General features: G+C 67.1%; 13 protein-coding genes. 7 read left to right on the top strand and 6 right to left on the bottom strand.

Going from position 1 to position 13,978, the window contains the following annotated elements; genetic code table 11:
* Window positions 1-279: 279 nt before the first annotated feature.
* Window positions 280-717 (bottom strand): thioredoxin family protein, encoded by a 438-nt coding sequence (locus BJ987_RS02680; protein ID WP_209884329.1) that lies wholly within the window; start codon window positions 715-717, stop codon window positions 280-282.
* Entirely contained in the window at window positions 714-1,529 is an 816-nt protein-coding gene (locus BJ987_RS02675; protein WP_209884327.1) for an LmeA family phospholipid-binding protein, read from the bottom strand. The genes BJ987_RS02680 and BJ987_RS02675 overlap by 4 nt, the downstream gene beginning before the upstream one ends.
* A 192-nt stretch (window positions 1,530-1,721) precedes the next feature.
* On the opposite strand from BJ987_RS02675, the gene BJ987_RS02670 reads away from it, so the two are divergent.
* The 6 genes from BJ987_RS02670 to pstB all read left to right on the top strand — a co-directional run bounded on the left by BJ987_RS02670 (window position 1,722) and on the right by pstB (window position 7,539).
* Window positions 1,722-2,480: a winged helix-turn-helix transcriptional regulator gene (locus BJ987_RS02670; protein WP_209884325.1), complete on the top strand. Its 759-nt coding sequence runs from the start codon at window positions 1,722-1,724 to the stop codon at window positions 2,478-2,480.
* Between the two features lie 98 nt (window positions 2,481-2,578).
* The gene (gene mshD / locus BJ987_RS02665; protein ID WP_209897761.1) at window positions 2,579-3,469 is read left to right on the top strand and encodes a mycothiol synthase; all 891 of its coding nucleotides are present in this window, start codon (window positions 2,579-2,581) and stop codon (window positions 3,467-3,469) included.
* 207 nt (window positions 3,470-3,676) lie between these two features.
* On the top strand, window positions 3,677-4,789 hold the full coding sequence (pstS, locus tag BJ987_RS02660) for a phosphate ABC transporter substrate-binding protein PstS (RefSeq protein WP_209884323.1): 1,113 nt from the start codon (window positions 3,677-3,679) through the stop codon (window positions 4,787-4,789).
* 93 nt (window positions 4,790-4,882) lie between these two features.
* Window positions 4,883-5,848, top strand: a complete 966-nt coding sequence (gene pstC / locus BJ987_RS02655) for a phosphate ABC transporter permease subunit PstC (protein ID WP_209884321.1) — start codon at window positions 4,883-4,885, stop codon at window positions 5,846-5,848.
* A complete protein-coding gene (gene pstA / locus BJ987_RS02650) occupies window positions 5,848-6,753 on the top strand; it encodes a phosphate ABC transporter permease PstA (RefSeq protein WP_209884319.1) in 906 nt (301 codons plus the stop codon). Before pstC ends, pstA begins: the two co-directional genes overlap by 1 nt.
* Before the next feature lie 9 nt (window positions 6,754-6,762).
* On the top strand, window positions 6,763-7,539 hold the full coding sequence (gene pstB, locus BJ987_RS02645) for a phosphate ABC transporter ATP-binding protein PstB (protein ID WP_209884317.1): 777 nt from the start codon (window positions 6,763-6,765) through the stop codon (window positions 7,537-7,539).
* A gap of 79 nt (window positions 7,540-7,618) precedes the next feature.
* Here pstB and phoU read toward each other — a convergent pair whose 3' ends face one another.
* The 3 genes from phoU to dusB all read right to left on the bottom strand — a co-directional run bounded on the left by phoU (window position 7,619) and on the right by dusB (window position 12,048).
* Window positions 7,619-8,287 (bottom strand): phosphate signaling complex protein PhoU, encoded by a 669-nt coding sequence (gene phoU / locus BJ987_RS02640; protein WP_209884314.1) that lies wholly within the window; start codon window positions 8,285-8,287, stop codon window positions 7,619-7,621.
* 61 nt (window positions 8,288-8,348) lie between these two features.
* Entirely contained in the window at window positions 8,349-10,613 is a 2,265-nt protein-coding gene (locus BJ987_RS02635) for an LCP family glycopolymer transferase (RefSeq protein ID WP_209884312.1), read from the bottom strand.
* Window positions 10,614-10,926: 313 nt separating this feature from the next.
* The gene (gene dusB, locus BJ987_RS02630) at window positions 10,927-12,048 is read right to left on the bottom strand and encodes a tRNA dihydrouridine synthase DusB (RefSeq protein ID WP_209897760.1); all 1,122 of its coding nucleotides are present in this window, start codon (window positions 12,046-12,048) and stop codon (window positions 10,927-10,929) included.
* A gap of 167 nt (window positions 12,049-12,215) precedes the next feature.
* Here dusB and BJ987_RS02625 point away from each other — a divergent pair, with 167 nt between their 5' ends.
* Window positions 12,216-12,857 carry a hypothetical protein gene (locus tag BJ987_RS02625; protein ID WP_245365784.1) on the top strand — a complete coding sequence of 214 codons (642 nt, stop codon included), beginning with the start codon at window positions 12,216-12,218 and terminating at the stop codon, window positions 12,855-12,857.
* A gap of 115 nt (window positions 12,858-12,972) precedes the next feature.
* On the opposite strand, the gene BJ987_RS02620 is transcribed toward BJ987_RS02625, so the two are convergent.
* Window positions 12,973-13,938: an acyl-ACP desaturase gene (locus BJ987_RS02620; RefSeq protein ID WP_209884310.1), complete on the bottom strand. Its 966-nt coding sequence runs from the start codon at window positions 13,936-13,938 to the stop codon at window positions 12,973-12,975.
* Window positions 13,939-13,978 lie beyond the last annotated feature (40 nt).

Below are 13,978 nucleotides of genomic sequence, written 5' to 3'. Positions count from 1 at the left end.
CTCGCGCGGCGGAGACAACAGGTCGGCGTCAGGAAAAGGGGAGCGGCCGACCGATCAGGCACACAGGCAGCAACAACCACCGAGGCGGCACAGGTCTACCGTGCGGCGTCGGGTGAGCATCAGCTCATGGTTGGTTTGCACGAGAGCGAGTTTACCCGGTTCTTTCGGAGAATTGGACCCGGGGTTCGTCACACTGGGGCAAGAGCCGGACCTCGGCCGGTCCGACCAGGCTGGGAAGCGCGATTTTCCGGTGGGAAAGCCGAAGTGGCGCAAAAATTTTCAGACGGTCAGCGGTGACAGTGCGGTGCGCAGGTCCGTCGCCTTGGGTACGCCGGAGATACGGAACCGCTCCTTGCCCTCGGCGTCGAAGAGGAATGTGGTCGGCAGCGACAACACGTTCAGCTCCCGCGCCAGTGCGGATTCGGCGTCGATATCGACCTCGATGTCCTGGGGCGGCCGCGGCGTCTCGCTCAATTCCTGTGCCACGGTGGCGACTACCCGGCGCACCGCGGCGCACGGTCCACACCAGTCGGCCGAGAAGTGCAGCACCAGCGGACCCGAGCCGGTGAAGCCCACCGCGGTGAGCAGCTGCGCCCGCGTCGGCGCGTCGGCGGCGGGAACGGCGGTCTCCCGCACCTTGCCCTCGCGCCGTCGCCAGACCACCCCGACCGCTATCGCGGCCGCGAGCACGACGATCAGGATTGTGATTTCGATCATGGCCGCTGCAACCGATCCAGGTCGATGATGACGTTCTCGCTTTCGCCTTCGGCGACGATCTGCCCACCCAGCGCGTATACCCGCTTCGGCGTCATGCCGAAGGGAAGTTCCCTGGTGTCGATGGTGTGGGTGAAGCGTTCCAGCACCACCGCCTGGTCGGCCTCCGGGATGCGCGCGGCCGGGTTCGGGTCCGAGCTCTTCTCGACATAGAAACCGGTGGCGACGATCTTCACCTGCTCACCGTCGAGCACCAGGTCCGCCTTGACCTTCACGTTCTGTCCGCCCAGCGGCTTCCCGTAGACATCGGTGAGATGGAAACCGGTCGGCAGCGTGCCGGTGAGCACCAGCGCGCCCGCGGTGGTCATCCCCGTTCCGCCGGAACCGCCGGTGCCGTCGGATTTGTCCGCGGGCCGCGAATGAACTTGCAGGTCAGGAATTTTGAAGAGGCGGCCGAGTTCGACCGGCTCCACCCGCATCAGGGCGGTGACCCGGTCCACCGGGACGTTGCGCACGTTCCCGTCGGCCAGTTCGCGGAACGGCAGCCGGACGCCGCGCAGGTTGGTCTCCACCGAGATCTCACCGGGAATGTCGGGCCGCATATAACGCGCCCGGATATCGATGTTCTCGTAGGCGCCGTCGACCGCTCGGGCGAGGAACGGGAAGCCGTGGATCGTCACCTCCGGGTCGGCGGTGAGATCGGCGCCGGCGCGCAGCGCGCGGGACACGCGGTACTCGGAGTAGGCGGCGGCCGTGAAGTCGACGACCACGACCAGCCCCGCGAGGACCAGTAACCCGATGATCAGCTTGCGCATGGCAGAAACCCTATCCGGCGCGCGAATCGCGGCATGAACTGTGTCGTTCCTGGCATAACGGTCACCGCGTCACTCGGTATCGGGGGTGCACGCGCTAATCTTGCATCCGATTACCCCGCGATCAGCGACGTGACCAACAGCAGTGTTGCTGATGACTTGCGTAGCCCTGGCTATGAGATGGGAGGAGGGCTTGTGGAGCTGCTCCTGCTGACCTCCGACCCCAACCCCGAGTCGGTTCTGCCCTCCTTGGCGCTGCTTGCGCACAATGTGCGGCCGGCACCGACCGAGGTGGCGTCACTACTGGAGGCGGGCACGGCCGATGTCGCGCTCGTCGATGCGCGCACGGATCTCGCCGCCGCCCGCGGCCTGTGCCGTTTGCTGGGAAGCACCGGTTCCTCGGTGCCGGTGGTCGCCGTGCTCACCGAAGGTGGGCTGGTTGCCGTGAACGCCGACTGGGGTCTGGACGACATTCTGCTGCCGGGCACCGGCCCGGCCGAACTCGACGCCCGGCTGCGGTTGCTGGTCGGGCGCAACGGCGGTGTGGCGAGCCCGGAGAACACCGGCAAGATCACCCTGGGTGAGCTCGTCATCGACGAGGGCACCTACACCGCGCGACTGCGTGGTCGCCCGCTCGATCTGACCTACAAGGAATTCGAACTCCTCAAGTACCTCGCGCAGCACGCGGGCCGGGTCTTCACCCGCGCCCAGCTGCTGCAAGAGGTCTGGGGATACGACTTCTTCGGCGGCACCCGTACCGTCGACGTGCACGTGCGCCGCCTGCGCGCCAAGCTGGGCAGCGAATACGAATCGTTGATCGGCACGGTGCGCAACGTCGGCTACAAGGCGGTCCGGCCGTCGCGCACGGCCAGCAAGGGTGAGCCGGTGGTGCCCGACGAGGACATCGACGGCGACGACGTGCCGCTGACTCCGGTCAACAATTCCTTCCAGTAGCTCGCCGCCGGAATGCCGCGGGCGGGCGCGGTGCTGTACGACATCGGGCGTGCCCGCGGGTGGCGCGCGAACGCGAAAGGGGAGCGGCCGTGACGGCGCTGAAATGGACCGAGCGAGTGCCCGAGCAGATCGCGCCGCGGATAGCGGAGGTCCTGGCGCGCGCGACCGCGGCCGACGGCGTCGCACCCGTCTCCGAGCAGGCGGTGCTGTCCTTGACCACCGACTCCCCGGCGCGGCACACCTTCGCGGTGCGGGACAACACGCTTGCCGGATACGCGAATCTCGTTCCCGCGCACGGCGAACATCCCGCGATGGCCGAGGTGGCGGTCGATCCGCGGTTCCGGGGCCAGGGCATCGGCACCGAGCTCGTGTCCGCGGCGCTCGCCGAGGGCGGTCCGGGCACCAGGGTTTGGGCGCACGGCGGTTTGCCCGCCGCCAAAGCCGTCGCGGCCCGTCTCGGCTTGCTGACCGCCCGCGAACTCTGGCAAATGCGCCGACCACTGGCTACCCCAGAGTTACCGGAACTGGCCGTGCCGGACGGGGTCGTGCTGCGCACCTACGCCGGCCCCGCCGACGACGCGGAGTTGCTGCGAGTGAACGCTGCCGCCTTCGACTGGCATCCCGAACAGGGTGCCTGGACCGAACACGACATCGAAATCCGCCGCGACGCCGCCTGGTTCGACCCCGCGGGTCTGTTCATCGCCGCCGATCCCGCGGACCCGGCGCGCATCCTCGGCTTCCACTGGACCAAGGTGCACCTCGACGAGGATCCGGCCGTCGGCGAGGTCTACGTCGTCGGCATCGATCCCGCCGCCCAGGGCCGCGGCCTCGGCCGCCTGCTCACCCTCGCGGGTCTGCACTACCTGCGGGCGCGCGGCCTCGGCGAGGTCTTGCTCTACACCGAGGCGGACAACGCCGCGGCGGTGCGCACCTACACGAAACTCGGTTTCGCCACCGCGCACACCGACGTCGCCTACGCGGCCTCCTGACCCGCGAATATGCGGGCTTCCAGTAACACTGCGGCAAACGTCACATCGCGCGGGCGCAATCGCGCCGGGCTGTTCACTTTCCGTTCACCCAGCTCGGGCTGACTGTCAACCGGGCGACCTTACGTTAGCTGTGGGTGGCAACGGCCGCCTGTAAGCAACACCCGCCCGGGCCGGTGAGGGACCGGGCGAGACTCCCTCGGAGGACTAGTGAACTTCAAGCGCAGCAGCGCCCTCGTCGGTGTGCTGGCCGCCGTTGCCATGCCGCTCGCCGCCTGCGGCAGCGACGACAACACCAGTGCCGGCAACGGCAACGGCACCAACTCCAATGTGCAGTGCGGCGGCAAGAAGGCCCTCAAGGCCAGCGGCGCCTCCTCGCAGAAGAACGCCATGGAGCGTTTCGTGGCGGCCTACGAAGCCAACTGCGACGGCTACACCCTGAACTACACCTCCAGCGGCTCCGGCGCCGGCGTCAACGAGTTCATCGGCAACCAGACCGACTTCGGCGGCTCCGACTCCGCGCTGAGCGCGAAGAAGGAAGAGCCCGCCAAGGCCGAGCAGCGCTGCGGCGCGCCGGCGTGGAACCTGCCGGTCGTGTTCGGCCCGGTCGCCATCACCTACAACGTCGACGGCGTCACCGACCTCGTGCTGGACGGCCCGACGGCCGCCAAGATCTTCAACGGCACCGTCGCCACCTGGGACGCGCCCGAGATCAAGGCGCTCAACCCCAACGCCAAGCTCCCGTCGGACAAGATCGCCGTGATCTCCCGCTCCGACGAGTCGGGCACCACCGACAACTTCCAGCTCTACCTCGACGCCGCCTCCGACGGCGCGTGGGGCAAGGGCTCCGGCAAGATCTTCAACGGTGGCGTCGGCGAAGGCGCGAAGGGCAACGAGGGCACCTCGGCCGCCATCAAGAGCACCAAGAACTCGATCACCTACAACGAGTGGTCCTTCGCCAAGGCGCAGAACCTGTCGATCGCGCAGATTGTCACCTCGGCGTCCAAGGACCCGGTGAAGCTGACCGTCGAGACCGCGGGCAAGGCCATCGACGGCGTGAAGATCAAGGGTGAGGGCAACGACCTGATCCTGGACACCACCTCGTTCTACAAGCCGACCGTGGCGGGTTCCTACCCGATCATGATGCCGACCTACGAGATCGTGTGCTCGAAGTACAGCGACCCCGAAACCGCCAAGGCGGTCAAGGCGTTCCTGACCTCGGCGACCACCAACGGTCAGAACGGCCTGGAGGAGAACGGGTACATCCCGATCCCCGACCAGTTCAAGACCCGTTTGACCACCGCGATCAACGCCATCTCCTGATCTGATCCGAAAGCCATGACCGTGCACCCTGAGGTGACCGCACCGGGCTCGTCGAACTCGACGAGCCCGGCCGCGGCCGGAGATACTGCGCATATGCCGAGCGAACCGAAAGACGACGTGCAGAAGCGTCGGCCCCACAGCCAGCGCGCCGAGACCATATTCCGGTCTCTCGCCACGGCCGCCGGTGCGATCATCGTCGCTTCCATCGCGCTGATCGCGCTGTTCCTGCTGATTCGCGCGGTCCCCTCGCTTCGGGCGGACGAGGCAAACTTCTTCACCAGCACCGAATTCAGCACCACCGACGCGAACAACCTGCGCTTCGGCATCAAGGACCTGTTCATGGTCACGGTGCTCAGCTCGGTGTTCGCACTGGTGATCGCGGTGCCCATCGGTGTGGGCATCGCACTGTTCCTGACCCACTACGCGCCGAAGGCGGTGGCGAAACCGGCCGCCATGCTGGTCGATCTGCTCGCCGCGGTGCCGTCCATCGTCTTCGGTCTGTGGGGCTTCCTGGTGCTGGCGCCGGAACTCGGCCCGGTGCAGACCTTCCTCAACGACAACCTCGGTTGGTTCCCGCTCTTCGCCGACGGCAACGTCTCGATCAGCGGCGGCGGCACCATCTTCGTCGCGGGCGTGGTGCTCGCGGTGATGATCCTGCCGATCATCACCTCGGTCTCGCGCGAGGTGTTCAACCTGACCCCGGTCACCCACATCGAGGCCGCGCAGGCCCTGGGCGCGACCAAGTGGGAGGTCGTCCGGATGACGGTGCTGCCCTACGGCCGCAGCGGTGTCATCGCCGGTTCGATGCTCGGCCTGGGCCGCGCGCTCGGTGAGACCATCGCGGTGCTCGTCGTGCTGCGGACCGCCGCGCAGGCCGGGTCCTGGTCGCTGTTCGACGGCGGCTACACCTTCGCCTCCAAGATCGCTTCGGCGGCTTCGGAATTCAGCTCCCCGCTGCCCACGGGCGCCTACATCGCGGCGGGCTTCGTGCTGTTCGCGCTGACCTTCGTGGTCAACGCGCTGGCGCGGCTCGCGGCTGGCGGAAAGGTCAACCAGTGATGGCGACGACGACCACGCTCGAGAAGCCGATCAAGGCGCCGCCGTTCCGGCATGTGAGCACGGGCCGCCGGATCAAGAACAACATCGCCACCGGCGCGTTCGCCGCCTGCTTCGCGGTCGCGATGATCCCGCTGGTGTGGGTGCTGTGGATGGTGGTCAGCAAGGGCATCGGGGCGATCGTCTCGAGCACCTGGTGGACCAATTCGCAGAAGGGCATCCTGCCGGATCAGACCGGCGGCGGCGTCTACCACGCCATCTACGGCACCATCGTGCAGTCCGCGGTGGCCGCCGTGATCGCGGTGCCGCTCGGTGTGATGGCCGCGATCTACCTGGTCGAGTACGGCCGGGGGCGGCTGGCCAAGGTCACCACCTTCATGGTCGACATCCTCGCGGGCGTGCCGTCCATCGTGGCCGCGCTGTTCATCTTCGCGCTGTGGATCGCCACGCTGGGTTTCCCGCAGAGCGCGTTCGCGGTGTCGCTGGCCATGGTGCTGCTGATGCTGCCGGTGGTGGTGCGCAGCACCGAGGAAATGCTGAAGCTGGTTCCCGACGAACTGCGTGAGGCGTCCTACGCGCTGGGCATCCCGAAGTGGAAGACCATCGTCAAGATCGTGGTGCCGACCGCGCTGCCCGGCATGATCTCCGGCATCCTGCTCTCCCTGGCCCGGGTCATGGGTGAGACCGCGCCGGTGCTGGTGCTCGTCGGCTACGCGAAGTCGATCAACTCCAATCTCTTCGACGGCAATATGGCCTCGCTGCCGCTGCTGATCTATCAGGAGCTGGCCAACCCCGAGGCCGCCGGCCGGGAACGCGTCTGGGGCGCCGCCCTCACGCTGATCCTGCTGATTGCCCTGCTGTACGCGGCGGCCGCGGTCGTCAACAAGCTGCTCACGCGGAACCGATAGGAAACCCTGATGGCCAAGCGGATCGACGTCAAAGACCTCAACATCTACTACGGCAAGTTCCACGCCGTGGCCGATGTCTCGCTGACCGTGCTGCCGCGTAGCGTGACCGCCTTCATCGGTCCCTCGGGTTGCGGTAAGTCCACCGTGCTGCGGTCGCTGAACCGCATGCACGAGGTGACCCCGAGCGCCCGTGTCGAGGGCGTGGTGGCACTCGACGGCGAAGACATCTACGGTTCCGCCATCGACCCGGTCGGCGTCCGCCGCACCATCGGCATGGTGTTCCAGCGCCCGAACCCTTTCCCCACCATGTCGATTCGCGACAACGTGGTGGCCGGGCTGAAGTTGCAGGGCGTGCGCGGCAAGAAGGAGCTCGACGAGGTTGCCGAGCGCTCACTGCGCGGTGCGAACCTGTGGAACGAGGTGAAGGACCGTCTGGACAAGCCGGGCGGCGGCCTCTCCGGCGGTCAGCAGCAGCGTCTGTGCATCGCCCGCGCCATCGCGGTCTCGCCCGACGTGCTGCTCATGGACGAGCCCTGTTCGGCTCTGGACCCGATCTCCACCTTGGCGATCGAGGACCTGATCACCGAACTGAAGAAGGAATTCACCATCGTCATCGTCACGCACAACATGCAGCAGGCCGCGCGCGTGAGTGACCAGACCGGCTTCTTCAACCTGGAAGCCCAGGGCAAGCCGGGCAAGCTGGTCGAGATCGACGACACCGAGAAGATCTTCTCCAACCCGGGCAAGAAGGCCACGGAAGATTACATCTCCGGTCGCTTCGGCTAAGCCTGCGCAACCACACGAAAGCACGATAGGAAAGGCCCGCGCACCGCGCGGGCCTTCGTCGTGTCATTGGGTTCGGTTGTCAGACAGCGGGTTCCGGGTCGGCGTCCGGCGGGAGTACGCCGGTGACCAGGAAGATGACGCGGCGGCCGATCTCGACGGCGTGGTCGGCGAAGCGCTCGTAGTAGCGGCCCAGCAGGGTGACGTCGACGGCGGCGGCGACGCCGTCCTTCCAGTCCCGGTCCATGAGCAGCGTGAACAGGTGCTTGTGCAGGTCGTCCATCGCTTCGTCGTCCTGGTTGAGCTGGGCGGCGCGCTTGGGGTCCCGGGTTTCCAGGACCTCTTTGGCGCCGGCGCCCATGCTCACCGCGATGCGGCCCATTTCGGCGAAGTAACCGTGCACGGATTCGGGCAAGGCGGGGTTGGGATGCCGCCGGCGGGTGGTCTTGGCGACGTGCAGCGCCAGGGCGCCCATCCGGTTGACGTCGTTGACGATCTGGATGGCGCTCACCACCTGCCGCAGATCACCCGCCACCGGCGCCTGTAGCGCCAGCAGCGCGAAGGCGCGCTCCTCCGCGTCGATGATCATGTCGGCGATCCGGTCGCCCTCGCTGATCACCTGTTCGGCCAGGGAGAGATCGGCCTGGAGCAGCGACTGGGTGGCCCGCTCCATCGCCGAGCCGGCCAGTCCGGCCATCTCGCCCAGCAGGTGGGCAAGATCGGCCATTTGCTCGTTGTAGATGACACGCATGGAACAGAACACTAGTTCCCAGTGCTGACCACGTCACCAACAGTGGGTAAATGGCTGGTGTTCACTGGCAGGTTTCGTCGGCGGCGTTGATGTGTTCCAAGTCCGAGGGCAGCGCCACGGTGGTGGCATTCGTGGTGGAGATCGTCGGCACGTTGGTGATCGGGTCACCGACCGGGATCGGGGTGCGGACGGTGCCGGTGAAGTCCTTGCCGAGCACCACCTCGATGATGCCGTCCAGGGTGCTGTCGGCTTCCAGGCTGGCGCCGGGTATCGCGGTGGCCACGGTGGCGGCTTCGGCTTCGCTGCCGGGTGCGAACCGCACCTTGGTGGTCAGCGATCCGCCCTGGAAGGTGCCGATGTTGTAGATGTTGAAGCCCTGGTTTCCGAGTTTGTTCGACACCTGCAGCGCCCGGCCCTGCACGTCGGAGCCGTTGGAGACCAGCAGCGAGACGGTATTCGGGTCGACGGCGGTGTAGCTCGGCGGTGTCGGGGGAGCCGAGGTGGTCGGTGCGGGGGCGGCGGCGACGGGCTTCTCGCCGGGCAGCGGCCGGTCGTCGCGGATCGCGCTGAAGATCGCCTTGATGTCGGTTTCGCGGGGGATCTCGTTGCCGTAGGAGGTGGTGCCCGCGGTGGGAATGGTGATGAAGGTGACGGTGCCCGCATCGAGCTTCTGCAGCGAACGGCCCAGTGTCAGCAGGTCGTTCGGAGCGACGTTGGCGACCATGGTGTGCTTGGCGAACGCGTCGACGAAACCGTTCAGCTTGCCCGGATCGAAGAGCACCTTGCTCGACAGCGCGCCACGCAGCAGCGAGGCCATGAAGCGCTGCTGGCGGTTGATGCGGTCGTAGTCGCTGCGCTCCTCGCCGTAGACGTGCCTGGCACGCACATAGTTCAACGCGGTCGCGCCGTCGATGCGCTGTTTGCCGCCTTTTTCCAGAACGGTGCCGAGCACGCCGTCGACGATCGGCTTGGTCGCGCATACTTCGACGCCGTCGAGCTGGTCCACCATGGCCTCGAAGCCGGCGAAGTCGACGGCGATGAAGTGGTTGATCGAGACGCCGGTCAGCCGCTGGATGGTCGACACCAGGCACTTCGGGCCACCGAGGTTGTAGACGGCGTTGAGCTTCTCGCCGATGGCGGACGGGAAGAGTTCCTTGGTGTACTGCGGGTCTTTGTTGTTGTTGTCCCATCCGGCGCACTGCGGCCTGGTTACGTCCAGGTCGCGGGGGAAGGACACGATCACGACCCGGTTCCGGGCCTTCGGGATGTGGACGAGCATGGTGGTGTCCGCGCGCGAACCCTCGGCGTCGGCCAGCGTGCCCGCGCCGAGTTGGCTGTTGGCGCCCGCGCGAGTATCGGTGCCGACGAGCAGGTAGTTCTCGTCGCCGAGTTGGGCGGCGGAGTCGACGATGTCCGATGATTTGTCGTCCAGGGCGGAGACCTGGGTGAGGCTGTTGTTCGTGGAACGCAGATAGCTCCAGCCGCCGCCCGTGATCAGCAGGATCAGCACGGCGAGCGCCGAAGCGCCGATGCGGCCGGAGGTGCGCAGCCGTCGGGTGCGCCGCTGCTTGCTGGCGGCGAGGCGGGAGAGCGAAGGGCTACCGACCGCTTTCGGGGCGGCCTTCGACTTTCCGGTGGTCGGCCAGCTCTTGCCGGGGCGCTTCGACTCCCCGGCCGTGTCGAGCGGGGCCATCACGTCGGTGACCTCTTCCGGCTTCTCCGGCCGCCGGGGTTTCTTCTTCGGCGTGGGTAGACCGGTCGCGGGGGTGCCCGCGATGTCGTCGACGACAGCGGAACGCGTCGCGGTGCGCTGGCGGGCAGTCGGCGGACGCGCGGTGTCGCCCGCGGTGGTGGCGGGCGGGTTGCCCGGCTTCCGGCCCGGGGTCTGCGGCATGGCTTTTGTGGCCTGCTCGGGACGTTGCGAGGGGGAAGCTGGACGAGCGGTGCGCTCACCCGGGCGCGGCGGGGGGTCGGCGGCGCGGGCCGAGGATTCGGCCGGGCGTGCCGCCGGCCCGGCGGGGCGGGGCGCGGACTCCGGTGCGCGTTGCGCGCGCTCGGCGGGATGCGCGGGCGCGGTCTCCGCGCGGCGGGCGGGCCGCGCGCCGCCTTCGGCGCGGCGCCGGCGGCCGCCGCGTTCCTTGTCGACCTTCTGGACGAGATCCTGGACCGTCAGTGGCGTGGAGCCGGATTCGGCCGTGGTGTCGGTGTGCCGGGCGCGACGGGACGTGTTGGAGCCGTCTCGTTCGGTGTACTCCGCCGTGGGATAGCGCTCCCACGGGGCGCGATCTCCGGGCCGTGGCGCTTGCCCGTGCCGATCGTCACCCACCAACGAACCTCGCTTTTCGTCTTAGCCGTCGTCCGGGCCGAGCTCGACCCGGCATGACCGATTTCGCCAATGATAACGATTCCGCCACGGCGAGCCAGCCGAGTACGAAATCGAGGACACCGCAACGCTGTTTGCCGGTTCGCCGCTGATCGTTTGCTGAATATTAGCGATTGGCCGGGCGATATCTCCGATGCTGAGGCGTTGCCGCAGGCTCGAGTTTGCTGGTCCGGCTGACCCTGACGAGGGCGCTATCGGACCGGGCCGACCGGTCACCCGGCGCGCGGTGTGATCTGCCCGACACCGCGGGTCCCGGCTAGCCGCCGCTGTGCATGACGTCCGCGGCGGCCGGCACGGTGTCGTCTTCCGGGTCGTCGAGCCAGCCTTCGGGCAGCGCGACCCTGGTCTGCGGCGACCCCTGTCGGCCGCGCGGGCCGGTGGCGTCGGCCGGGAACGGGATATCGGTGGGCAATTGCGCGATCAGGTCCTCCAGCTGAGTGAGGCTGGAGACGGTGGCGAACTCGCGGCGCAGTTGGGACCCGACCGGGAAGCCCATCAGGTACCAGGCCATGTGCTTGCGGATATCGCGCATCGCCTTGTCCGCGCCGTCGTGCTCGACGAGCAGCCTGGTGTGCCGGTACAGCACCTCGCCGACCTTGCCCAACGTCGGACCGGCCGGAACCGGTTCGCCGCGCAGGGCGGCGCTCAGCTCGGCGAACAGCCAGGGCCGGCCCAGGCAGCCGCGGCCGACGACCACACCGTCGCAGCCGGTCTGGTCCCGCATGAGCAACGCATCCGCGGCGGTGAAGATATCGCCGTTGCCGAGCACCGGAATGGTGGTGACGGCTTCCTTGAGGCGGGCGATCGCCGACCAGTCCGCGGTGCCCGAATACAACTGGGACGCCGTGCGGGCGTGCAGCGCGACCGCCGCGGCGCCCTCGGCCTCCGCGATCCGGCCGGTGTCGAGGTAGGTGTGGTGCTCATCGTCGATGCCGATGCGGAACTTGAACGTCACGGGGACACCGGCCGGTTCGGCCGCTCTGACCATCTCCCGCACGATATTGGCGAACAACCGGCGCTTGTAGGGCAGCGCGGAACCGCCGCCGAGCCTGGTCACCTTCTTGACCGGGCAACCCAGATTCAGGTCGATGTGGTCGGCCCAGCCCTCGCCGACGATGATCCGCACCGCCTCGCCCAGGGTGGCCGGATCGACGCCGTAGAGCTGCATCGAACGCGGATGCTCGTCGTCGTCGAAGGACATCATGTGCAGCGTCTTCTCGTTGCGCTCCACCACCGCGCGGGCGGTGATCATCTCGCACACATAGATAGAGGTGGAGCTGCCGAATTCGCGGCACAGCCTGCGGAACGCGCGATTGGTGATGCCCGCCATCGGCGCGAGCACCACCGGCGGATCGACCGGGTAGGGCCCGATCGCCAGGGCGCTCTTCGGCTCAGCAGTCACAGTCACACCGTCCAGTGTCTCAAACGGTGATCTGCCTGGTCGAATGCCACCGGTGTGGTTCAGAGGGGCGCGGTATGCGCTCAGGTGGGCTCAGTAGCCTGTTGCTGGGACATTGCGCACGAACACCCATCGGAGAGGACCCAATGGCAGAGAAAGAAGACGGCGAACAGACGGTGGGGCTGGACAAGCAGCCCAGCGCCGGACCGGCCCAGCACGACGCACCCGAAGCCGCGCAGTACCTGGCTCCGGCGCGGTCCGCCGGCGCAACGGTGTCGCTGCCGCTGTCCTCTGTATTGCTGGGCGCCGTGGCCACGCTGTTTCTCGTGCTGGCCGCTGTGTTCGGATTCCTGTGGCTCTCGGCGAAGAGCGATCTGGACGATAAGAACGCGCAAGCCGCCGATGATCGCCATGCCGAACAGATCGCCACCGATTACGCGGTCGGCGCCGCCACCGTCAACTATCAGGACATCAATGCCTGGGTGGCCAAGCTGAAAGCCGATACCACCCCGCAGCTGGCGAACAAATTCGATGCGACCGCGCCGAAACTCGAGCAGATTCTGGTCCCGTTGAAGTGGACCTCGACCGCTACGCCGATCACCGCCAAGGTGATCTCCGACGACAATGGCGTCTACAAGGTGAATGTATTCGTCAACGTGTCCTCTACTAATGCGCAGAGTCCGGAGGGCGCGCAAACGACGGTCACCTACAACGTCACGCTGGATCAGAAGTCGGATTGGAAGATCACCGATGTGGGTGGTGTGGACGGCGCGTTGCCGTTGAAATGATCTTCGAGGTTGAAGCAATAACCTCGCCGCTCGGACAATGGATCAACGAACGAGCCGCCCCGGACAATCCGGGGCGGCTCGTTTCGTATTCGGTTGTGTTGCTGAGGCGGAGTGATCAGCGCGCGCCGGACTCCACGAGCTCGCGCTTCTTGGCCTCGCGAGCCAGCATGCGGTCGCGCTGCTCCTCGAACTTGATCACGTCGCCGGCCAGCTTCTCCAGGAACAGGCCCAGGCGTTCGCGCACTTCCTCGCCGCGTGCGGTGAAGTCGGTGCGCTCGAAGATGTTCCACTTCTTGAGCACCGGCTGCACCACTTCCTCGAGGTGCTGGCGCAGGTCGTAGATGCCGTGCTTGGCCATCAGGACGCCGTTGCGGCGGAAGTTGGGCATACCGGCGCCGGGCATCTGGAAGTTCTCCAGAATCAGCGTGATCGCCTCGAGAGCTTGATCGGGGCTCAGATCGAGGGCGGCACCGCACATGTTGCGGTAGAAGATCATGTGCAGGTTCTCGTCGGCGGCGACGCGCTGCAGCATGCGGTCGGCGATCGGGTCGTCACAGACCTTGCCGGTGTTGCGGTGGCTGACCCGGGTGGCGAGTTCCTGGAAGGTCACGTAAGCGACGGAGTGCAGGAAGCCGGCGTCGGCCTCGGTGGGTGAGGCGAATCCGTTGGTCATGTGGATCATCCGCGCCTGTTCCAGCGCGACGGGGTCGACGCCGCGGGTGACTACGAGGTAGTCGCGCATCACGATGCCGTGCCGGTTCTCCTCGGCGGTCCAGCGGCCGACCCAGGTGCCCCAGGCGCCGTCCATGGAGAAGTTCTCGGCGATCTCGCGGTGATAGGACGGGAGATTGTCCTCGGTCAGCAGATTCGTGATCATGGCCGCCTTCGCGACCTCGCTCAGCTGGGACTGCTCCGGGTCCCAATCGACCCCGCCGAGTGCCGCGAAGTTGCGGCCTTCATCCCACGGGACATAGTCGTGCGGATGCCATTCCTTTGCCAGGGAGAGGTGCCGGTTGACGTTTTCTTCGGCAACCGGCTCCAACTCCGTGAGCAGCTCGAGTTGAGTCAGATCCCTTGCCATGTACTAGCCCTTCATGAGTGCGTCCACGCTTGCAGGTCTT

The sequence above is a fragment of the Nocardia goodfellowii genome, assembly GCF_017875645.1.
Classification (GTDB): Bacteria; Actinomycetota; Actinomycetes; order Mycobacteriales; family Mycobacteriaceae; genus Nocardia; species Nocardia goodfellowii.
This window is presented reverse-complemented; position numbering and strand designations above follow the sequence as displayed.